The sequence below is a fragment of the Streptomyces sp. LUP47B genome, from assembly GCF_001746295.1.
Classification (GTDB): domain Bacteria; phylum Actinomycetota; class Actinomycetes; order Streptomycetales; family Streptomycetaceae; genus Streptomyces.
Genome location: NZ_MJAH01000015.1, coordinates 430,350 through 451,784, shown reverse-complemented (window position 1 = coordinate 451,784; position 21,435 = coordinate 430,350). Strand labels below are relative to the sequence as shown.

Below are 21,435 nucleotides of genomic sequence, written 5' to 3'. Positions count from 1 at the left end.
CCCGGTGAGCACCTGTGGCGTCGGTCAGGAGACCGCGCTGCGCAGGCCCTTCAGGTCGATCTGTTCCGTCTCGTCGTGGGCGGTCAGGTCGATGACCTGGCCGACGCCCCGCGACTCCTCGTCGGCCGGCTTGAACTCCGCCTCGGACTCGGCCTTGTGCAGGGCGAGGGCCTCCTGGCCGACGACGTCGGCCAGGTCCTCGTTCTGCACGGCCTCCAGGGCGTCCCGCGAGGTGCCCGCCTTCGTGCCGAAGAAGTCGAACCCGCCCTCGATCCGCGGGCGCCGCGCGGGGGCCGCGGGCATGAACGCGACCGCGGTCGGCGCGATGAAGTGCCCGGCGGGCTGCTGCTGCGGCTGGGCGGCTCTGGCCGTGGTGGCGGCGGCCGCGCGCTCATGCCCGTCGACCGCCTCGGGCTTCCCCCGCGCCTCGTCCTCCTGCGCGGCCTCCGCCTCGGTGCCGACGGCGTCCGCCGCGCCGGAAGCCGCGTTCACCGCCTGCCCCTTGGAGCCGGCTTCGTCCTTGGGGTCGGCCCTGAGGTCTTTCTTCACGGCACCCTTGGCTCCGCTCTTCGCGGCACCTTTGGGCTCAGCCTCGGCCTCCGGCTCGTCCTCCGGCTCGGCCTTCGTCCTGGTGGCCCCGTCGCCGTCCTCGTCGAGCCGCTTCAGCGCCGCGTTCGCCCGCAGGAACAGCCGTGACCCCTCCGGGGAGAAGATCGCGAGCCGCTCCCGAGTCTCCTCCGACGCCTCGAAGATCTCGGTCTCCACCTCGACCGCGGCCTCGGGCCCGTCCTCGGCAGCCACCGCCACGGCCTCCGCGTCGGCCTGACCCGCCGGCAGCGCAGGCGTCGGGGCGGCCTCTATCTCCAGCAGCCGGCGGCCCTCCAGGGCGCTCGCCCGCTCGGTCTCCGCCGTGGCGTACCGCCGCAGCAGTGCCGCGTGTTCGTTGCGCAGCCCCGCCAGCTCCGCGCGCTTGGCCCGCAGCCGCTGCTCCAGCTTGACGCGCAGCTCGCGCGACTCCTCGAGATCGGTCTCGAGTTCGGCGACCCGCTCCTCGTGCCGCCACTCGTCACCGGCACGCGCGCGCGTGAGGTCCGCGACCTGCTTGCCCGCCTGCGCGTCCCAACGGCGCATGACGGCTGCCCCCACGACCGCGACCGCCGCGGCGCACGCGGCTATCACGCGCAGCACGGCCTGCTGCGAGAACACCCAGGGGCCGAAGGCACAGACGAGGGAGACGCCAGCGATCGCCGACGGAGGCAGCAGCCTGTGCAAGGGCGGGGAATGGCGGTGACGTCCACGTGGCATGGCCAGAAACTTACCGCGCGTAGGCGAATCATGGTGCCCCGCCCCGTAAAAACACAGCCACTCCGTTGCCTTCACACGACATCAGGAATCGGAACGGCCGCCGAATTCGGCGTATTGATCACTCATCGCTCACCTATCGATCGTGCAGCCGCTCGCTGACCCACTGCAAGGTCGCGGGGATCTCCCGTCGCCAGGTGTTGAAGTTGTGCCCGCCGCTTTCCAGGATGATCGACGAGATCCGCGTCGTTTCCGTGGCCTTCACCCGCTCTATGAACTTCAGTGTGTCCTTGTAGTTCGTCTCGCCCACCTTGCTGCTGCTGACGAGCAGTGAGGTGTCGGGCGCGGGCAGGTGTTTGAGGCACCACCACAGGTTCGCGCGGTCGCGCAGCGCCTTGTCGCCCTGGAAGAGATCGCCCGTGGTGGGGTCGACGGGCGCGTTGTAGTACGGGGACAGGCCCGCCCCGGCGGCGTACACCTTGGGATGGTGCATGGCGAGCTTCAGCGCGCAGTAGCCGCCCGTGGAGTCGCCGATGATCCCCCAACTTCCCGGTTCCCTTCCCACCCGGTAGTGCGCCGTCACCGCTTCCGGCAGGTCCTTCGCGAAGAACGACTCGGTCTGCGGACCGTCCGGAACGTCCGCGCACTCGGTGTCCCGCGGCGGCGCCACCGTCGGCCGCAGCATCACCAGGATCATCGGCCGCATACGGCCGTCCTTGGTCAGTTCCAGAGCCGTGCGCGGATAGTGGAGTTTGTCCACCAGCGCTCGCGCGGTGCCCGGATAACCGGTGAGCACGACGGCCGCGGGGAAGGTACGCGCGCGATAGCGCTCCTGGAAATACTCCGGCGGCAGATAGATGTACGCGGGACTGGCGATGTGTGACGTGGGGCCGACGATGTCGACCTTCTGAACCTGCCCGACCGATGACGACCGAAGGCCGCCCCTGCCGGGCACGTCCCCGATCTCGGTCACCCTCAGAGGACCGCGCGAACGATTGCCCGGAGTGTGGTCGACCACCACGCCCTGGTCGGTCTCCCGGCCGAACAGGTCGGCCCAGGAGGCGTAGAACCCGTAGGCGTGGTTCGCGACGAGTCCCATCGACACGAACAGCGAGAGCTGCGTCGCGAACAGCAGTCCGATGCGGCCGCTGACGGGCCGCCAGCCACGCCGTGCCAGACGCGGCCAGAGCCACACCGTGCCGGCGAACAGCGCCACGCCGGACAGGACCGCCAGCACCAGCGTGTTGTTGCTCGTGAGACCCATTGCTTGCTTTCGCTTTCCTCGGCCTTTGAAACGGCTTTGAGGAGATGAGTGAACCTCTCCTCACGAGACACCGTCCTAGAGGGCGCAATGTCGCCGGATGCCCGAATCGGGGCTCCGGATCCAGAGTCACTCGCAGAACCATGGGATGCGATGTCTGTCAGGACAGATGAGGAAATGTCGGGCGGGGTTCCGATCCGATCAACAAGGCTGCGGCGTGCACTGCACGGACCGCGCCCCGAGGCCGTCCCCGTCCTCGTCGCCAGAGCCTGCGCCCTCGTAGGACTTCTGGACATCGCCGCCGGCGTCTTTCCGCGCTTCCGGCACAGTCGCATGCACACCATGGCCGAGGTACTGCCCGGCGCGCTCGGCCCGTTCGCGGCCGCGCTCTCGCTCAGCACCGGCGTGCTGTTGCTGCTGCTCGCCCACGGCCTCAGGCGCCGCAAGCGCCGGGCCTGGCGGGCGGCCGTGGCACTGCTGCCGGCGGGCGCGCTCGCGCAGTTCACGTACCGCCACTCACTCGTGGGGGCGGCCATCTCGCTCGCCCTGCTCGCTCCGCTGCTGCGCCACCGCGACCAGTTCAGGGCCCTGCCCGACCCGCGCAGCCGCTGGCGCGCGCTCGCCAACTTCGTCCTCATGGGCGCCGGTTCCCTCGCGCTCGGCCTGATCATCGTCAGCGCCCACCCGAACCGCATGGTCGGAAACCCGAGCCTGGCCGATCGCATCACGCACGTCCTGTACGGCCTCTTCGGCTTCGAGGGCCCCGTCGACTACCAGGGCGACACCTCGTGGACCGTCGGCGCCTCCCTGGGCGCCCTGGGGCTGCTCACCGCGATCACCACGATCTACCTCGCCTTCCGCCCCGAGCACCCGGCCGCCCACCTCACGGAAGAGGACGAGAGCCGTCTGCGGGCCCTGCTGGCCAAGCACGGCGGCCGTGACTCCCTCGGTCACTTCGCGCTGCGCCGCGACAAGGCCGTCGTCTTCTCCCCCAGCGGCAAGGCGGCCGTGACCTACCGCGTCGTCTCCGGCGTGATGCTCGCCAGCGGCGACCCGATCGGCGACGTCGAGGCCTGGCCGGGTGCCATCGAGCGCTTCATGGACGAGGCCCAGGCGCACTCCTGGACACCCGCGGTCATGGGCTGTTCGGAGACCGGCGGCGAGGTGTGGACCCGCGAGACCGGCCTGGACGCCCTCGAACTGGGCGACGAGGCGGTGGTGGACGTCGCGGATTTCTCGCTCGCCGGCCGCGCGATGCGCAACGTGCGCCAGATGGTCAAGCGCATCGAGCGGGCCGGTTACGAGACCCGGGTGCGGCGCGTCCGTGACCTCGGGGAGACCGAGTTGGCGCGCGTGAGGCAGGCCGCCGAGGACTGGCGCGGCACGGACACCGAGCGCGGCTTCTCGATGGCCCTGGGCCGCATCGGCGACCTCGCCGACGGCGACTGCCTCATCGCCACCGCCCACAAGGCGGACGGCCGGCCGGGTCCCTACGGCGATCTCAAGGCGATCCTGCACTTCGTACCGTGGGGCACGGACGGCGTCTCCCTGGACCTGATGCGGCGGGACCGCTCGGCGGACCCCGGCATGAACGAACTGCTGATCGTGGCGGCCCTCCAGGCGGCCCCGAAGCTCGACATCACGCGCGTGTCCCTCAACTTCGCGATGTTCCGCGCGGCACTCGCGCGCGGCGAGAAGATCGGCGCCGGTCCGGTGCTGCGTGCCTGGCGGGGCCTGCTGGTCTTCCTGTCCCGCTGGTTCCAGATCGAGTCCCTGTACAAGTTCAACGCCAAGTTCCAGCCCCGCTGGGAACCCCGTTTCGTCGTCTACCGGGCCTCCGGCGACCTCCCGCGCATCGGCTTCGCCGCCATGCAGGCGGAGGGCTTCGTCAACCTCGCCCTCCCGTTGCCGCGCTTCCTGCGCCGCCGCTCGCACACCGCACGCGTGTGTGCCCACGCGGTCGCCGAGCGGGACGTCAGAGCGGCCTGAGCCACAGGCCGCGCGGGCCCGCCGCCGCACGCTGGGCCTAGGCTGAACGCATGAGCAAGCAGAGCGGACGCGGGCGCGTCGCCGGTCTTCCGGAATGGGACCGCTGCGCGGTCATGGGAGTCGTGAACGTCACCCCCGACTCCTTCTCCGACGGCGGCCGCTGGTTCGACACGACGGCCGCCGTCAAGCACGGCCTCGCCCTCGTCGAGGAGGGTGCCGACCTCGTCGACGTCGGCGGCGAGTCCACCCGCCCCGGAGCCACCCGGGTGGACGAGGACGAGGAACTCCGGCGCGTCATCCCCGTCGTCCGCGGCCTCGCCGCCGAAGGCGTCACCGTCTCCGTCGACACCATGCGCGCCTCCGTCGCCGAACAGGCCCTCGCCACCGGCGCGGCCCTCGTCAACGACGTCAGCGGCGGCCTCGCCGACCCCGCGATGATCCCGGTCGTCGCCGACGCGGACGCCCCCTTCGTCGTCATGCACTGGCGCGGCTTCCTGGAGGGCCGCAACGTCAGGGGTGTCTACGCCGACGTCGTAGCCGAGGTCGTCGACGAGCTCCACGCGCGCGTGGACGCCGTTCTCGCGGGCGGCATCTCTGCCGACCGGGTCGTCGTCGACCCGGGCCTCGGCTTCTCCAAGGACGCCGAGCACGACCTGGTCCTGCTCTCCCACCTCGACCGCCTTCTCGGCCTCGGCCACCCCGTCCTCGTCGCCGCCTCCCGCAAACGGTTCCTCGGCCGAGTCCTCGCCGGCCCGGAAGGCGCCCCGCCGCCCGCGCGCGAGCGCGACGCCGCCACGGCCGCCGTCTCCGCCCTCGCGGCGCACGCCGGCGCGTGGGCGGTGCGCGTGCACGAGGTGCGCGCGACGGCGGACGCGGTACGGGTCGCCCGCGCCGTGGAAGGAGCCCGGTGAGCGCCCCCCACACCGACGTGGAACAGGTGGAAGCCGCCAACACCGCCTTCTACGAGGCGCTGGAGCGCGGTGACTTCGAGGAGCTGTCCTCGTTCTGGCTCACCCCTGCCGACCTGGGCGTCGACGAGGAGTACCACGACCCGGCCGACGTCGGCGTGGTCTCCTGCGTGCACCCCGGCTGGCCCGTGCTGACCGGCCGCGGCGAGGTTCTCAGGTCGTACGCGCTGATCATGGCGAACACGGACTACATCCAGTTCTTCCTCACGGACGTGCACGTCTCCGTGACCGGCGACACCGCCCTGGTGACGTGCACCGAGAACATCCTCAGCGGCGGCCCGGCACCCGAGGGCAGCGAGGAGCTCGGACCGCTCGTCGGCCAGCTGGTGGTCGCCACGAACGTGTTCCGCCGCACCCCCGAGGGCTGGAAGATGTGGTCCCACCACGCCTCTCCGGTGCTGGCCGAGAACGACGAGGACGAGGACGGGGAAACCCCTTCCTGAACCCGTCGGAACCAAGAAGTGGTTGGAATCACGAACCCCTGGGTATGGGCGGCTACCAACCCGTGAGCCGCCGGGTTCCCCAGGGGAAACACCCGGTGAAACATCCGGACCCCGGCATCGGCACGCGCCTCCGTGGCCCGGCTCTGTCAGTGCTCGCAGGTAGATTCGTTCGAGGCCGCCGTACCGCCCGCACGCGGTGGGGACCGGCCGTCACCGACGATTGCAGGAGTGATTCGCGTGGATCGTGTCGCGCTGCGCGGCCTGAAGGCCCGCGGGCACCACGGTGTGTTCCCCAAGGAGCGCGAGGAGGGTCAGACCTTCATCGTGGACATCGTCCTGGGACTGGACACCCGGCCGGCCGCCGCCGACGACGACCTGACGAAGACCGTGCACTACGGCATCGTGGCGGAGGAGGTCGTGGCCGTCGTCCAGGGCGAACCCGTCAACCTCATCGAGACGCTCGCCGAGCGCATCGCCCAGGCCTGTCTGAAGCACGAGGGGGTAGAGGAGGTCGAGGTCAGGGTCCACAAACCCGACGCGCCGATCACCGTCCCCTTCGACGACGTGACCGTCACCATCATCCGGAGCCGAGTATGACCGCGTCCTTCGCCGCGGGTCACAGCGACCCGACCGTACAGCCGGTGCCCGCCTCCGTCGTGCAGCAGGTGGACGCCGCCGACACCACTCTCCACAACCCGAAGCGCGCCGTGCTCTCCCTCGGTTCCAACCTCGGCAACCGCCTGGAGACCCTCCAGGGGGCCATCGACGCCCTGGAGGACACGCCCGGCGTCCGCATCAAGGCCGTCTCCCCCGTCTACGAGACGCAGCCGTGGGGTGTGGCGGCCGACAGCCAGCCGTCGTACTTCAACGCGGTCGTGGTGCTGAAGACCACGCTCCCCCCGTCCTCCCTGCTGGAGCGGGCGCACGCGGTCGAGGAGGCCTTCAACCGGGTGCGGGACGAGCGCTGGGGCCCGCGCACGCTCGACGTCGACATCGTCGCGTACGCCGAGGTGGTCTCGGACGATCCGGTCCTCACCCTGCCCCACCCCCGCGCCCATGAGCGCGCGTTCGTGCTCGTCCCCTGGCACGACGTGGAACCCGAGGCGCAGTTGCCCGGCCGCGGCCCGGTCGCCGCACTCCTCGACACCGTCACACGCGATGGCGTGGAACCCCGCAAGGACCTGGAACTCCAGCTGCCCGAATAGCCGTTAAGGTCAAGACGACCACAGTCCGTGGGACAGCCCAAGGACCTCGGGGGAGCTGAAGGGGCACTGTGAGAGAGCTGCGCATCAGGCTGCTGGCCGGCGTCTTCGTCGTGGCCGGGATCCTGTCCTGGGCGGGCGCCCGCCTGTGGAATTCGGTCGGGACCCTGCCCAGCGTCCCGCTGGCCGCCCCCATCGTCCTCGCCCTGATCGCCGTGGTCCTCATGGCCACGGCGCTCTCCCTCCGCGCCCGTCTGAAGGCCCAGCGCGAGCGCGTCCCCGAGGCGAAGGGCGTCGACCCGCTGATGGCCGCCCGCGCGGTCGTCTTCGGCCAGGCCAGCGCCCTGGTCGCCGCCCTCGTCTCCGGCATGTACGGCGGCACCGGCGTCTTCCTCCTGGAATCCCTCGACATCCCCGCCCGCCGCGACCAGGCCATCTACGCCGGCTTCTCGGTCCTGGCAGGGATCGCGGTGATAGCGGCGGCGCTCTTCCTGGAGCGCGTCTGCAGGCTTCCGGAGGACGACGACCGGAACACGGGCGCCGCATCTACTGCGTGAGACCCGAAGCCGGCCGAAGGTCCGAGAACAGCCCGGCCGGTCAGCGCGCCATGATCAGGCTCATCGCCTCGTTGCGCGTCGCCGCGTCCCGCAGCTGACCGCGCACGGCCGACGTGAGCGTCTTCGCACCGGGCTTGCGGATGCCCCGCATCGACATGCACATGTGCTCGCACTCCACGACGACGATCACGCCACGCGGCTCCAGGATCTCCATCAGGGAATCCGCTATCTGCGTGGTGAGTCGTTCCTGCACCTGCGGCCGCCGGGCATAGACGTCCACGAGCCGGGCCAGCTTCGACAGCCCCGTGATCTTGCCCGTGGTGGCCGGGATGTACCCGACATGGGCGACGCCCCGGAACGGCACCAGGTGATGCTCACAGGTCGAGTACACCTCGATGTCCTTCACGAGCACCATCTCGTCGTGCCCCAGATCGAACGTCGTGGTCAGCACGTCCTCGGGCTTCTGCCACAGCCCCGCGAATATCTCCTTGTACGACCGAGCCACCCGCGCCGGGGTCTCCCGCAGGCCCTCCCGGTCAGGGTCCTCCCCGACCGCGATGAGCAGCTCGCGGACGGCGTTCTCGGCGCGCTTCTCGTCGAATTCGCCGATGGAGCCCTCGCCGTCCAGCGTCACGGGGTCCGTCATCTGGTGCCTCGTTCCTAGAGTCCCTCACGGCCGAAAAACGCCGTGCCCCCCAGGCTAAAACCTGGGGGGCACGGCATCCATTCCGGGTCCGGTGAGGTCACCGGGAGGGAAGGGTGGGCGTCAGCTCTCGGGTCGCTCCTCGGGAACGGCGTCCGGGACCGGCTCCGACGCGGTGGCCTTGGCGGTGGAGATCACCGGGGCCGCGCCGTTGGCGCCGTTCGTCAGTGCGAGCTCCTTGGGGGAGAGCACCGGCGGACGGGTGGACGGCGTACGCCGGGAGGAACCCGTCCAGGCGGGCCGTGCCGGGCGCTTGACGATGGCGGAGAAGATCTCGGCGATCTGCTCCTTGCCCAGCGTCTCCTTCTCCAGAAGCTGGAGCACCAGGTTGTCGAGGACGTCGCGGTTCTCGACCAGGATCTCCCAGGCCTCGTTGTGCGCGGTCTCGATGAGCTTCTTGACCTCTTCGTCGACCAGCGCGGCGACCTCTTCCGAGTAGTCGCGCTGGTGAGCCATCTCACGTCCGAGGAACGGCTCGGTGTTGTCGCCGCCGAACTTGATGGCGCCCAGACGCTCGGTCATGCCGTACTGCGTGACCATCGCGCGGGCCGTCGCCGTGGCCTTCTCGATGTCGTTCGCGGCGCCGGTGGTCGGGTCGTGGAAGACCAGTTCCTCGGCAGCGCGGCCGCCCAGCATGTAGGCGAGCTGGTCGAGCATCTCGTTGCGCGTGGTCGAGTACTTGTCCTCGTCCGGCAGGACCATCGTGTAGCCCAGAGCACGGCCTCTAGAGAGGATCGTGATCTTGTGGACCGGGTCGGAGTTCGGGGAGGCCGCCGCGACCAGGGCGTGTCCGCCCTCGTGGTACGCGGTGATCTTCTTTTCCTTGTCCGACATGATCCGGGTCCGCTTCTGCGGGCCCGCCACGACGCGGTCGATCGCCTCGTCCAACATGTGGTTGTCGATGAGCTTCTTGTTGCTGCGCGCCGTGAGGAGCGCCGCTTCGTTCAGCACGTTCGACAGGTCCGCGCCGGTGAAGCCCGGGGTGCGGCGGGCGACGGCCGAGAGGTCGACGTCCGGAGCGACCGGCTTGCCCTTCTGGTGGACCTTGAGGATCTCCAGACGGCCCTGCATGTCCGGGCGGTCGACCGCGATCTGGCGGTCGAAGCGGCCGGGGCGCAGGAGGGCCGGGTCGAGGATGTCGGGCCGGTTCGTCGCGGCGATGAGAATCACACCGCCCTTGACGTCGAAGCCGTCCATCTCGACGAGCAGCTGGTTCAGCGTCTGCTCGCGCTCGTCGTGACCGCCGCCGAGGCCGGCGCCGCGATGGCGGCCGACCGCGTCGATCTCGTCGACGAAGACGATCGCCGGGGCGTTCGCCTTGGCCTGCTCGAAGAGGTCACGGACTCGGGAGGCACCGACACCGACGAACATCTCGACGAAGTCGGAACCCGAGATCGAGTAGAAGGGGACACCGGCCTCGCCCGCGACGGCGCGCGCGAGCAGGGTCTTGCCGGTGCCGGGAGGGCCGTACAGCAGTACGCCCTTGGGGATCTTGGCCCCGACCGCCTGGAACTTGGCCGGTTCCTGGAGGAACTCCTTGATCTCCTGGAGCTCCTCGACGGCCTCGTCCGAGCCTGCGACGTCCGAGAACGTCGTCTTCGGGGTGTCCTTGGTGATGAGCTTCGCCTTGGACTTCCCGAAGTTCATGACCCGGGAGCCGCCGCCCTGCATCTGATTCATCAGGAACAGGAAGACGACCACGATGAGGACGAAGGGGAGCAGGGAGAGCAGGATCCCGACGAAGGCGTTCTGCTTCGTCGGAGAGACGGTGTACCCGTCGGGGATCTGCTTGTCCTGGTACTTGTTCTGCAGCACGGTGGCGAGGTCACGGCCCTGGTCGCCGATGTAGCTCGCCTGGATCTTCGAGCTGCCCTCGACCTTTTCGCCGTCCTTGAGCTGCACCTTGATGGTGTTCTCGTCGCCGGTGGTCAGCTTGGCTGATTCGGCCTTGTTGTCATTGATCGCCTGGACGACCTGGCCGGTGTCCACCGTCTTGTAGCCACCGGACGAGCCGACGACCTGCATCAACACGACCACGGCAAGGACGGCCAGCACGATCCACATGACCGGCCCACGGAAGTATCGCTTCACGTCCATCCATACGGAGCGGTGTCGCCCCGTCCCTCCTGCCATAGTGAGTTTGATAAGACAGTTCTTCTGACGGTACCCCAGCATTGTGGGCCGAAGCCGCACGGGAGGGCTGTCGAGCCCGTCTGCATGCTCCAACGGCGCGAAACCCGCTGGGGTTCCCGATCGTCTTACAAGGCTTGGGCCGTCTGGCTCAGCCGCCGTAGACGTGGGGCGCGAGCGTACCGACGAACGGGAGGTTGCGGTACTTCTCGGCGTAGTCGAGACCGTAGCCGACGACGAACTCGTTGGGGATGTCGAAGCCGACCCACTCGACGTCGATGGCGACCTTGGCGGCGTCCGGCTTGCGCAGCAGGGTGCACACCTTGAGCGACTCCGGCTCGCGGGAGCCCAGGTTGGACAGCAGCCACGACAGCGTCAGGCCGGAGTCGATGATGTCCTCGACGATCAGGACGTGCTTGCCCTTGATGTCGGTGTCGAGGTCCTTGAGGATCCGCACCACGCCGGAGGACTGGGTGCCCGCGCCGTACGACGACACGGCCATCCAGTCCATGGTGACAGCGGTGGACAGCGCCCGCGCGAGGTCGGCCATGACCATCACCGCGCCCTTGAGGACGCCGACGATCAGCAGATCCTTGCCCGCGTACTCCGCGTCGATCTTCGCGGCGAGCTCCACGAGCTTCGCGTCGATCTCTTCCTTGGTGATGAGTACCTCTTTGAGGTCGGCACCCATGTCTTTCGCGTCCACCGCATCACTTTCGGTCGTCCCACCAGCCGTCCGTCGCTCCCTGGGGGGAGCAAAGGCTTCAGCCTTGCCGAATCACCAGTCTGCCACCCTGCCGCTGGGCGACGACCTTGCCCGGAAGATTGATGGCTCCCTGACCGCGCCAGCCGGTGATCAGCCGGTCGACCTCCTCGATGTGCCGGGCGAAGAGCGAACCGGCCGGGGCGCCCGCCTCGATGGCCGCCTGGCGCAGGATGCGGCGGCGCACGGCGGGCGGCAGGGCGTAGAGCTTGGCGCACTCCAGGAGGCCGGCGGCGTCGCGTACGGAGGCCTCGGCCTGGCGGGCCCAGGCGTCGAGGGCGTCGGCGTCGTCGCGGGAGAGCTGGGCCGTACGGGCGAGGGCCTCGACGACTCCTTTGCCGAGCGCCTTCTCCAGGGCGGGCAGGCCTTCGTGGCGCAGCCGGGAGCGCGTGTAGGCGGGGTCGGTGTTGTGCGGGTCGTCCCAGACGGGCAGGGACTGGACCATGCAGGCCTTGCGGGCGATCTGCCGGTCGAGTTCGAGGAAGGGCCGGCGATAACGGCGGGCGGCCCCCGGGCCCCCGGAAACAGCGGCCATGCCGGACAGCGAGCGGGTGCCGGAGCCGCGGGCGAGGCCGAGCAGGACGGTTTCGGCCTGGTCGTCGCGGGTGTGGCCGAGCAGGACGGCGGCGGCGCCGTGGCGTTCGGCCGCGGCGTCGAGGGCGGCGTAGCGGGCGTCGCGCGCAGCGGCCTCGGGACCGCCTTCGCGGCCGACGGTCACCGCGGTGGACTCGACGGGGTCCAGGCCGAGTTCGCGCAGCCTGAGGACGACTTCCTTGGCGCGCAGGTCGGAGCCGGGCTGGAGGCCGTGGTCGACGGTGACGCCGCCGGCGCGGATGCCGAGCTTGGGAGCCTCGAAGGCGAGGGCGGAGGCGAGGCCCATGGAGTCGGCGCCGCCGGAGCAGGCCACGAGCACGAGCGGCGACGACGGGCGCTCGTGCGGGCTCCGCTCGCCGGAAACGCGACGGTCGGCGGGAACGCGACGATCGGTGGGAACGGGACGGTCGGCGGAAGCGGGACGGTCGGCAGCAGCGGGACGGTCGGCAGCAGCGTGATGGTCGTTGAGGATGTCGTGGAGGACGCGGCGGACCGCCAGGCGTATCGCCGCGACCGCAGGATGGGGACCCATGTCCGGTTCCCTTCATGAAGTTTTCGGGGGGTGAGCCCGAGGTTCGGTCACTCAGAGTGTGTAGATGGTGACAGAACCGGGGCGTTCCCCGAGCATTGCACGCCTACCCATCGCTCACGGTCCCTCGGACGGGTGATTGCGGGGGCGTTCGCCTGCCGTCGGCCGGATTCCTCTCACGACGTCCGTACGCGGTTCACGACTCGGCCTTGCGGTGCACCCGCGCGACCCAGTCCGCCGGTTTGGCGATCTCCGTCTTGGTCGGGAGCGTGTTCGGGGAGGTCCACACGCGGTTGAAGCCGTCCATGCCGACCTGGTCGACGACGGCCCGCACGAAGCGTTCGCCGTCGCGGTACTGCCGGAGTTTGGCGTCCAGGCCGAGCAGCTTGCGCAGGGCCATGTCCAGGCGGGAGGCGCCCTTGGCCCGGCGCTGCTGGAACTTCTCGCGGATCTCGGCGACGCTCGGCACGACGGCCGGGCCCACTCCGTCCATGACGAAGTCGGCGTGGCCCTCCAGGAGGGACATCACGGCGGTGAGGCGGCCGAGGATCTCCCGCTGGGCCGGCGTCTGCACGATCTCCACCAGGGAGCGTCCGCCGTCGTCCTCCTCCTCGCCCTCGGGCCGCCCGCCGGCCAGCGACTGGGCGGCCTCCCGGATGCGCTCCAGGACGGTCATGGGGTCGACCTCGGTCTCCCCGAGGAACGACTGGATTTCGCCCTCCAGGTGGTCACGCAGCCAGGGAACGGCCGTGAACTGCGTGCGGTGCGTCTCCTCGTGCAGACACACCCAGAGGCGGAAGTCGTGGGGCTGGACGTCGAGTTCGCGCTCCACGTGCACGATGTTCGGGGCGACCAGGAGGAGCCGGCCGCCGCCGTTCTCCCCCGCCGGGAGTTCGCGGGTGGCCGGGGCGAAGGTCTCGTACTGGCCGAGGACGCGGGAGGACAGGAACGACAGGAGCATCCCCAGCTCGACGCCCGTCACCTTGCCGCCGACGGCCCCGAGGACCGCGCCGCCGGGGGTGTTGCCGCGCCGCTCCTGCATCTTCTCCAGGAGCGGTTTGAGGATCTCCCTGAACCCGGCGACGTTCGCCCGGACCCAGCCGGGGCGGTCGACGACGAGTACGGGAGTGTCGTGGACGCCTTCCGTCCCCATCCGGGTGAAGCCGCGGACGTGTTCCTCCGAGGCCTTGGCGTGCCGGCGCAGTTCCGCGACGACGGCCCGGGCCTCGTCACGGCTCACGTCGGGGCCCGGCCGTACGAGTCGGGTCGCGGTCGCCACCGCGAGATTCCAGTCGACCATCTCGGCACCACCGATGCTCGTCATGCGTCAACCGTACGTGAGCGTTCCCACTTGGGGCAGGCCACGCGGGAGGGCAAGGCCGGTGCCGGCTCAGCCGCAGCCGCAGGCCGCCAGCGCCGAGGCGGTGCGATCCAGCGCGCTCTGCGCCGCCGCCGGGTCCCTCGTGTCCGAGGTCAGGAACGCGAAGGCCAGCAGCCGGCCGTCCCGGTCCACGACCGTCCCGGCCAGGGTGTTCACCCCGGTCAGGGTGCCCGTCTTCGCCCGTACGACACCTGCCGCACCGTCCGTGTAACGGCTCGTCAGGGTGCCGGTGAAGCCGGCCACCGGGAGGCCGGTGAGGGCGGGTCGCAGGTCCGGGTGGGCCGGGTCGCCCGCCTTCACCAGCAGGGACGTCAGCAGGTCCGCGGTGAGCCGGTCGGCGCGGTCGAGTCCGCTGCCGTCGTGGAAGCCGGCGCCGGCGAGCGGGAGTCCGAGCTTCTTCAGCTGGGCACGGATCGCCTTGCCGCCGCCCGCGAAGTCGGCGCGCTGCCTGTCCGCCAGGGCGGTCTGGCGGGCGAGGGCCTCGGCGATGTCGTTGTCGCTGTTGGTCAGCATGCGTTCGACCAGGGCGGACAGGGGCGGCGAGAGGACCTCGGCGAGATTCTCGGCGCGGCCGGTCGCCTTGGAGGGTCCGGGTGAGCTCGTCCTGATGCCGTGGTCCGACAGGAACCGGGCGAACGCGCGGGTCGCGTCCGCCGCCGGGTCCGTCGTACGCGGCGCCGGTCCACTGGCCGTGTCGTCGGTGCGGGCCTCGTCCACCATCAGGGCGCTGACGGGGGCGAGGTTGTCGTTGACCCCGATCGGGTGGATCTCGGAGCCCGCGTAGAGGGTCTTGTCGTAGGACAGCGTGACCGTCGTGATGTCCCGCTTCTTCAGGGCCGTGGCGGTCTGTTCGGCCAGTTCGCGCAGGCTCGCCCAGCCTCCACCGTCGTCCGCGCGGGCGGTGAGCGTGGGGTCGCCGCCGCCGACCAGGACGAGTTCCTTGGTGTCGGCTTCCAGGGCCGCGCGCGTGACGAGGCGGTGGTCGGCGCCGAGGGCCGACAGGGCGGCGACGGCGGTGGCGATCTTCGTGGTGGAGGCGGGGGTCAGTGCCGTACCGGCCCCCGCGCCGTAGAGCCGCTTGCCGGAGGCGACGTCCACGACGGCCGCCGTGTGGCGGGTGCCGAGTGCGGTGTTGCCGAGGAGCGGGTCGAGGACGGTGGCGAGCGCACGGCCGGTCGGAGCGGACTTCACCGTGTTGGCCGCGCCGCCCAGTGCGGTGAGCACGGACGGGGCGCTCGGAGCGGGGAGCGGCCCGGCGGCCGTCGCACCGGAAGCACCTCCGTGATCTGTGCCACCCGTCCGCTCGAGGGCGACCGCCCGGTCCTGCTCGGCCGTACGCTGACCCGAGGAGTCCCACGGACCGGCGGCGGTCGCCACGGTGGCGGCCAGCGCCAGACCGGCGCCGGCGGCGCCCGCGGTGTACTGCCAGGTCTTGACGGCCTTCGGGCGCGGAACCCGTGCAAGCCGTGTGACCTGCGGTTTCACGGCGGCGACGGTCCGTTCGAGATACGGCTGTACGGCGTCCTTGGCCCGGGTCAGTCCTGGACGTACGGCGCCCGCGGCGCGTGCCAGACGCGGTCGTACGGCGTTCGCGAACCGCGTCACATGCGGTCTTGCGGCCCGCCAAGGCCTCAGTTCAGGCACGACCAACAGCCCCTTTCGCGATCACACACCAGCGTGAGGGACACTTAACCACCAGAACTATGTGTTGATCATGGAGGAGCCACCGGTGGAGTTCGACGTCACGATCGAGATCCCGAAGGGTTCGCGGAACAAGTACGAGGTGGACCACGAGACCGGTCGGATCCGCCTGGACCGTCGACTCTTCACCTCGACCGCCTACCCGACCGACTACGGATTCGTCGAGAACACCCTCGGCGAGGACGGCGACCCGCTGGACGCGCTGGTCATTCTTGACGAGCCGACGTTCCCGGGCTGCCTCATCAAGTGCCGTGCGATCGGCATGTTCCGCATGACGGACGAGGCCGGCGGCGACGACAAGCTGCTGTGCGTCCCGGCGACGGACCCGCGGGTGGAGCACCTGCGCGACATCCACCACGTCTCCGAGTTCGACCGCCTGGAGATCCAGCACTTCTTCGAGGTCTACAAGGACCTGGAGCCCGGCAAGTCCGTCGAGGGCGCCGACTGGGTCGGCCGCGTCGACGCCGAGGCCGAGATCGAGCGGTCCTACAAGCGCTTCAAGGACTCGGGCGGCCACTGAGCCCTGTGCTTCTGACGGGCCGCACGCGCACGCGTGCGGCCCGTCAGCATGCCCGCGCATACTGAGGCCTACGGAATGTGTCGTTCAGGGAGCGTTACGGAGTGACGGAGGCGGAGCACCGCAAGCCGCAGTCGGACGAGGCGAGGAGTTTCTACGACTCCGAGATCACGTCCGAGTTCGCCGTTCCCGACGGGCTCGCCATGCCCAGAACCGTCGGCGGCGAGCCGGAGACCACGTCCGAGTTCGCGCTCCCGAAGGGGCTGGACGTGCCGCAGCCGTCGGCCGCGGAGCCCGAGGGGTCGGCGTTCACCGCGCCCCGCACCTACAGCGCGAAGGACGCGCCACCCGCGTTCACCCCGCCGACCGGCATACCGGTGGTCAGCCTCACCAAGGACGTGCCCTGGCAGGACCGGATGCGCACGATGCTGCGGATGCCGGTGGCCGAGCGGCCGGCGCCGGAGCTGACGCACAAGTCCGAGGACGAGGCCGGTCCGGCCGTCCCGCGCGTGCTCGACCTGACCCTGCGTATCGGCGAGTTGCTGCTCGCGGGCGGTGAGGGCGCGGAGGACGTGGAGGCGGCGATGTTCGCCGTCTGCCGGTCCTACGGCCTGGACCGCTGCGAGCCGAACGTCACCTTCACGCTGCTGTCGATCACGTACCAGCCGTCGCTCGTGGACGATCCCGTGACGGCCTCCAGGACCGTACGGCGGCGCGGCACCGACTACACGCGGCTTGCGGCCGTGTTCCAGCTCGTGGACGACCTCAGCGACCCCGAGACGGCCATCTCCCTGGAGGACGCCTACCGGCGGCTCGCGGAGATCCGCCGCAACCGGCACCCCTATCCGACCTGGGTGCTCACCTCGGCGAGCGGGCTGCTCGCGGGGGCGGCCTCGGTGCTGGTCGGCGGTGACCTGCTCGTGTTCGTCGCGGCCATGCTGGGCGCGATGCTCGGCGACCGGCTGGCGTGGCTGTGCGCGGGACGCGGGCTGCCGGAGTTCTACCAGTTCACGGTCGCCGCGATGCCGCCCGCCGCGATCGGGATCGCGCTGACGCTGGCCCACGCGGACGTGAAGGCATCCGCGGTCATCACCGGTGGGCTGTTCGCGCTGCTGCCGGGGCGGGCGCTGGTGGCGGGCGTCCAGGACGGTCTGACCGGCTTCTACATCACCGCGTCGGCCCGGCTCCTCGAGGTCATGTACTTCTTTGTGGGCATCGTGGTCGGCGTCCTGGTGATGCTCTACGTCGGGGTGCAGTTGGGGGCACATCTCAACCCCGACGAGGCACTGTCGACCGTTTCGCGGCCGCTGTGGCAGATCGCGGCGTCGATGCTGCTGTCACTGACGTTCGCCGTGCTGCTGCAGCAGGAACGATCCACCGTGCTGGCCGTCACCTTGAACGGCGGCGTGGCCTGGTGTGTCTACGGCGCGATGCAAACCGGCGGGTTCTCCCCGGTCGCCTCCACGGCCGTCGCGGCGGGGCTCGTCGGGCTGTTCGGGCAATTGCTGTCCCGGTACCGGTTCGCGTCCGCGCTGCCGTACACGACAGCGGCGATCGGACCCCTGCTGCCGGGTTCCGCCACGTACTTCGGGTTGCTGTCGATCGCCGGCAACGAGGTCGACGAGGGGCTGGTGTCACTGTCGAAGGCGGCGGCGCTCGCCATGGCCATCGCGATCGGGGTCAACCTGGGGTCCGAGATCTCCAGGTTGTTCCTGAGGGTAGGTTCCGCCGGGAAGCGGCGGGCCGCCAAGAGGACGCGGGGATTCTGACCCGCGCCCCCGGCCGATCTCAGTACCCCTGGTTGTAGGGGTTCTGCTGGTCCTGCCGGCCGTACTGCTGGTTGCCGTAATTCTGCGGGTACTGCTGGGCGTACGGCTGCTGTTGCTGCGGCTGCTGTTGCTGCTGGCCGTAGTACTGGTCGTAGCCGTTCTGCTGCTGAGGGGGCTGCTGCTGGTCGTCCGACGGGATGCGGCGGAGCTGGGTCGTCGCGTCGTCCATGGGCTGGTACGGCTGCTGGGGCGGGGCCTGGGCCGCCGCCCGCTTCTTCTTTCCGCGCTCCCGGAGGTACTCGATGAGGATCGGGACCACCGAGACCAGGACGATCAGGACGAGGATCGCCTCGACGTTCTTCTTGATGGCGTCGATCTGGCCGAGCCAGTAGCCGGCGAGGGTGACGCCCGTGCCCCAGGCCACGCCGCCGATCAGGTTGTACGTCAGGAAGGTGCGGTACTTCATCCGGCCGGCACCGGCCACGATGGGAGCGAAGGTGCGCACGATCGGGACGAAGCGGGCCAGGACGATGGCCTTGGGGCCGAACCGCTCCATGAACTCGTGGGCCTTCTCCAGGTTCTCCTGCTTGAAGAGCTTGGAGTTGGGGCGGCTGAAGAGCCTCGGACCGAAGAACTTTCCGATCATGTAGCCGACCTGGTCACCGAGGACGGCAGCCAGCACGATGAGCGCGCAGACCAGCCACAGGGGCTGGCTGATGAAGTTCCCCTCGGCCACGAAGAGACCTGCCGTGAACAGCAGGGAGTCACCCGGCAGGAACGCGAAGAGGCCCGACTCGGCAAAGACGATCAGCAGGATGCCTGGCAGGCTGAAGGTCTCGATCAGATAGTCGGGGCTGAGCCACTCGGGGCCGAGCGCGAGCGTGGTCACGGGATTGTGGCTCCTGCGTGTGGGTGCGGGCTGGGACTGGCTGCCCAAAAGTATCAACGCAGCCGTGGTGGCCCAGGTTCCATGGGGGTCCCCAGGATGCACTGTGCTCCGTCTGGGACAAAGCTGTGAGCCATGGGTATTGACGAATACGGCGGTGGCCAGGGGCCCCAGCCCGACGTGCTCGTGGTGACGACGAACGACGTTCCCGGCCACCGGGTCCAGGAGGTGCTGGGCGAGGTCTTCGGATTGACCGTGCGCTCACGGCACATCGGCAGCCAGATCGGTGCCGGGCTGAAGTCGATGGTCGGCGGTGAGCTCAAGGGGCTCACGAAGACGCTGGTGCAGACCCGCAACCAGGCCATGGAGCGGCTCGTCGAACAGGCACGCGCGCGGGGCGCGAACGCCGTGCTGATGTTCCGCTTCGACGTGACGGAGGCGGCGGACGTCGGGACGGAGGTGTGCGCCTACGGCACGGCGGTGGTCCTGACCCGGGAGTAGACCCCGGGTCAGGGGCCGGGCCCGGCCTAGGCGGTGTGTCGTGCGGCGTTCGCCCCGATCGCGTCCCTGAGATGCTCGGCGAGACCGGGGCGCATGGAGTCGTAGAACGCCTTGAAGCGCTCGTCCGACACGTACATCTCGGCCAGGCCCTGGTGCATCTCGTACGGGCAGTCGTAGAACCAGGCGCAGATGTGCCGCCGGTGTTCCTCGGCCATGTCCATGGCCGCCGGGGAGGTCGGCGCGTCACCGGCGGCCATCAGGGCGTCGTAGCGCTCGCCCCAGTCGGCGACCTCGGCCTGCATGCGTTTCCAGTCGTCCTTGGTGTAGCGGGCCGCGCGGCGCTGCGACTCGGCGTACGCCTCCGTGCCGCCCCAGCGCTGTTCCGCCTCCTGCGCGTACTGCTCCGGGTCCTTGTCCCCGAACACCTCGAACCTCTCCTCCGGCGTGAGATTGATCCCCATCGTGCGTGCCTCCATGGCGTGCTCCACGGCCGCCGCCATCTTCTGCAGCTTCTCGATCCGGGCGGTCAGCAGCTCGTGCTGCCGGCGCAGATGCGCGCGCGGGTCCGCGGCCGGGTCGTCGAGCAGGGCGGCGACCTCGTCGAGCGGGAAGCCGAGCTCGCGGTAGAACAGGATCTGCTGCAGCCGGTCGAGGTCGGCGTCGCTGTAGCGCCGGTGGCCCGCGTGGCTGCGTTCGCTGGGCACGAGCAGGCCGATGTCGTCGTAGTGGTGCAGCGTGCGCACCGTGACGCCGGCGAAGCCCGCGACCTGTCCCACGGAGTAGCTCACTTCGTCCGCTCCCTTCTCGGTACGCGCTCCACGGTGGCTCCTCACGCCGCGTGAGGTGCAAGCCCGGCATGAACATCTCCGGATGTCCCGCCCGTTTTGTCCGCTTATCTTGAGCCCGTGGCCCAGGACACCGCGCAGCAGGCATCCGCCGTCCCGCCGACCCCGGCCCGTGCGCTGCTGTCGCTGATCCTCCCCGCTTTCCTCGTCGGGGTGGGCGCGAGTCTGCTGCTCCTCGGGGTGAGCGCGGCGGCCGAGGAGCTCCAGCACGTGCTGTGGCGGAACCTGCCGGACGCGCTGGGTGTGGGCCGTTACTCCGTGCTGTGGATGCTGGTCATGCTCACCGCGACCGGGGTGGCCGTGGGCCTGGTGGTGTGGAAGGTGCCCGGACACGCCGGTCCCGACCCGGCCACCACCGGTCTGGACGCTCCCGTGCTGCCGCCCGCGGTGCTGCCGGGGCTGGTCCTCGCGACCGCGCTGATGCTCGCCGGCGGGCCGAGCCTGGGCCCCGAGAACCCGATCATCGCGGTGAACGTGGGGCTCACCTTCTGGCTGGGGCGTCGGCTGGCCCCGCGGATGCCGCGCGGACTGTGGCCGGCCATGGCGGAGGCGGCGACGATCGGCGCGCTGTTCGGGACGCCGGTGGCGGCGGCGCTGGTGATCTCCGAGGCGCTGGCCGGGCGGCAGCTCAGGGGCGCGCTGTGGGACAACGTCTTCGGGCCGCTGGCGGCGGCCGCGGCTGCCGCGCTGACGACCACCCTGGTGGCCCGTCCGGCCTTCGACCTCGGGCTGCCCGCGTTCGGGCAGCCCGACTGGGGCGATCTGGCGGCGGTGCTGGTGGTCGCGTCGGCCGCCGCGCTGCTCGGTCTGACGGCTGTGCTGGCCTTCCCGTACGTCCACGGCGCGTTCGCGCGGCTGCGGCACCCGATGGTGACGCTCCCGGCCGGCGGGCTCGTCCTGGGGCTGCTCGCGGCCGTCGGGGGCCATCTGACGCTCTTCAAGGGGCTCGACGAGATCGCCGAGCTGGCGGCCGATCCGGCGGGCTGGTCGGCCGGGGAGTACGCCACCATGACGGTGGTGAAGCTGGCCGCGCTGCTCGTCGCGGCCTCCTGCGGCTTCCGGGGCGGGCGGATCTTCCCGGCCGTGTTCGTCGGCGTCACCTTCGGGCTGTGCGCCCACTCGCTGGTGGACGCCGTGCACCCGGCCCTCGGGGTGGGGGCCGGGGTGCTGGGCCTGCTGCTCGCCGTCACCCGGCAGGCCTGGGTGAGTCTGTTCGTCGCCGCTGTGCTGGTGTCTTCGCCCGCGATCCTCGCCCTGCTGTGCATCGCCTCCCTGCCGGCCTGGCTGCTGGTGACCGGGCGTCCACAGATGCAGGTGCACGAGGACGGGACCCCGGTGCGCTGACCGGCGTCGATCGGTGTCCGCCCGCTGCCGGGCCACGGATGCGGTGCCGA

General features: G+C 70.4%; 20 protein-coding genes. 10 read left to right on the top strand and 10 right to left on the bottom strand.

Annotated features, from left to right (window positions below):
- Nucleotides 1-24 precede the first annotated feature (24 nt).
- Together BFN33_RS37520 and BFN33_RS37515 are read right to left on the bottom strand one after the other, a co-directional pair.
- A complete protein-coding gene (locus BFN33_RS37520) occupies nt 25-1,305 on the bottom strand; it encodes a hypothetical protein (protein WP_176742550.1) in 1,281 nt (426 codons plus the stop codon).
- A gap of 133 nt (nt 1,306-1,438) precedes the next feature.
- Nucleotides 1,439-2,566, bottom strand: coding sequence for an esterase family protein (locus BFN33_RS37515; RefSeq protein ID WP_069764645.1), 1,128 nt, complete (start codon nt 2,564-2,566; stop codon nt 1,439-1,441).
- Nucleotides 2,567-2,740: 174 nt separating this feature from the next.
- On the opposite strand from BFN33_RS37515, the gene BFN33_RS37510 reads away from it, so the two are divergent.
- The 6 genes from BFN33_RS37510 to BFN33_RS37485 all read left to right on the top strand — a co-directional run bounded on the left by BFN33_RS37510 (nt 2,741) and on the right by BFN33_RS37485 (nt 7,722).
- Entirely contained in the window at nt 2,741-4,552 is a 1,812-nt protein-coding gene (locus BFN33_RS37510) for a phosphatidylglycerol lysyltransferase domain-containing protein (protein WP_069764644.1), read from the top strand.
- A 50-nt stretch (nt 4,553-4,602) separates the two neighbouring features.
- Entirely contained in the window at nt 4,603-5,463 is an 861-nt protein-coding gene (gene folP / locus BFN33_RS37505; protein ID WP_069764643.1) for a dihydropteroate synthase, read from the top strand.
- Complete coding sequence (locus BFN33_RS37500; RefSeq protein WP_069764642.1) at nt 5,460-5,963, top strand: nuclear transport factor 2 family protein; 504 nt, start codon at nt 5,460-5,462, stop codon at nt 5,961-5,963. The genes folP and BFN33_RS37500 overlap by 4 nt, the downstream gene beginning before the upstream one ends.
- Nucleotides 5,964-6,200: 237 nt before the next feature.
- Nucleotides 6,201-6,560 carry a dihydroneopterin aldolase gene (folB, locus tag BFN33_RS37495; protein ID WP_069764641.1) on the top strand — a complete coding sequence of 120 codons (360 nt, stop codon included), beginning with the start codon at nt 6,201-6,203 and terminating at the stop codon, nt 6,558-6,560.
- The gene (folK, locus tag BFN33_RS37490) at nt 6,557-7,168 is read left to right on the top strand and encodes a 2-amino-4-hydroxy-6-hydroxymethyldihydropteridine diphosphokinase (protein WP_069764640.1); all 612 of its coding nucleotides are present in this window, start codon (nt 6,557-6,559) and stop codon (nt 7,166-7,168) included. Before folB ends, folK begins: the two co-directional genes overlap by 4 nt.
- A gap of 68 nt (nt 7,169-7,236) precedes the next feature.
- A complete protein-coding gene (locus tag BFN33_RS37485; protein WP_069764639.1) occupies nt 7,237-7,722 on the top strand; it encodes a DUF3180 domain-containing protein in 486 nt (161 codons plus the stop codon).
- Between the two features lie 40 nt (nt 7,723-7,762).
- On the opposite strand, the gene folE is transcribed toward BFN33_RS37485, so the two are convergent.
- The 6 genes from folE to dacB all read right to left on the bottom strand — a co-directional run bounded on the left by folE (nt 7,763) and on the right by dacB (nt 15,427).
- Nucleotides 7,763-8,368: a GTP cyclohydrolase I FolE gene (gene folE, locus BFN33_RS37480; RefSeq protein ID WP_069764638.1), complete on the bottom strand. Its 606-nt coding sequence runs from the start codon at nt 8,366-8,368 to the stop codon at nt 7,763-7,765.
- A 120-nt stretch (nt 8,369-8,488) separates the two neighbouring features.
- A complete protein-coding gene (ftsH, locus tag BFN33_RS37475; RefSeq protein WP_069764637.1) occupies nt 8,489-10,522 on the bottom strand; it encodes an ATP-dependent zinc metalloprotease FtsH in 2,034 nt (677 codons plus the stop codon).
- Nucleotides 10,523-10,706: 184 nt separating this feature from the next.
- The gene (gene hpt / locus BFN33_RS37470) at nt 10,707-11,246 is read right to left on the bottom strand and encodes a hypoxanthine phosphoribosyltransferase (protein WP_069764636.1); all 540 of its coding nucleotides are present in this window, start codon (nt 11,244-11,246) and stop codon (nt 10,707-10,709) included.
- Between the two features lie 73 nt (nt 11,247-11,319).
- Nucleotides 11,320-12,444: a tRNA lysidine(34) synthetase TilS gene (gene tilS / locus BFN33_RS37465; protein WP_069764635.1), complete on the bottom strand. Its 1,125-nt coding sequence runs from the start codon at nt 12,442-12,444 to the stop codon at nt 11,320-11,322.
- 193 nt (nt 12,445-12,637) lie between these two features.
- On the bottom strand, nt 12,638-13,765 hold the full coding sequence (locus BFN33_RS37460; protein ID WP_057612416.1) for a zinc-dependent metalloprotease: 1,128 nt from the start codon (nt 13,763-13,765) through the stop codon (nt 12,638-12,640).
- Nucleotides 13,766-13,831: 66 nt separating this feature from the next.
- Nucleotides 13,832-15,427 carry a D-alanyl-D-alanine carboxypeptidase/D-alanyl-D-alanine-endopeptidase gene (dacB, locus tag BFN33_RS37455; protein ID WP_069764634.1) on the bottom strand — a complete coding sequence of 532 codons (1,596 nt, stop codon included), beginning with the start codon at nt 15,425-15,427 and terminating at the stop codon, nt 13,832-13,834.
- 124 nt (nt 15,428-15,551) lie between these two features.
- Between dacB and BFN33_RS37450 the strand changes: the two genes are divergently transcribed.
- Both BFN33_RS37450 and BFN33_RS37445 read left to right on the top strand, forming a co-directional pair.
- Entirely contained in the window at nt 15,552-16,043 is a 492-nt protein-coding gene (locus BFN33_RS37450; protein WP_059209164.1) for an inorganic diphosphatase, read from the top strand.
- Nucleotides 16,044-16,144: 101 nt separating this feature from the next.
- Nucleotides 16,145-17,809, top strand: coding sequence for a threonine/serine exporter ThrE family protein (locus BFN33_RS37445; protein WP_069764633.1), 1,665 nt, complete (start codon nt 16,145-16,147; stop codon nt 17,807-17,809).
- Between the two features lie 19 nt (nt 17,810-17,828).
- On the opposite strand, the gene BFN33_RS37440 is transcribed toward BFN33_RS37445, so the two are convergent.
- Entirely contained in the window at nt 17,829-18,698 is an 870-nt protein-coding gene (locus tag BFN33_RS37440) for a DedA family protein (RefSeq protein ID WP_069764632.1), read from the bottom strand.
- A 132-nt stretch (nt 18,699-18,830) separates the two neighbouring features.
- On the opposite strand from BFN33_RS37440, the gene BFN33_RS37435 reads away from it, so the two are divergent.
- A complete protein-coding gene (locus BFN33_RS37435; protein WP_069764631.1) occupies nt 18,831-19,196 on the top strand; it encodes a YbjQ family protein in 366 nt (121 codons plus the stop codon).
- A gap of 26 nt (nt 19,197-19,222) precedes the next feature.
- On the opposite strand, the gene BFN33_RS37430 is transcribed toward BFN33_RS37435, so the two are convergent.
- Nucleotides 19,223-19,984, bottom strand: a complete 762-nt coding sequence (locus BFN33_RS37430) for a MerR family transcriptional regulator (protein WP_069764630.1) — start codon at nt 19,982-19,984, stop codon at nt 19,223-19,225.
- A gap of 117 nt (nt 19,985-20,101) precedes the next feature.
- Between BFN33_RS37430 and BFN33_RS37425 the strand changes: the two genes are divergently transcribed.
- Complete coding sequence (locus tag BFN33_RS37425) at nt 20,102-21,385, top strand: ion channel protein (RefSeq protein ID WP_069764629.1); 1,284 nt, start codon at nt 20,102-20,104, stop codon at nt 21,383-21,385.
- Nucleotides 21,386-21,435: the final 50 nt, after the last annotated feature.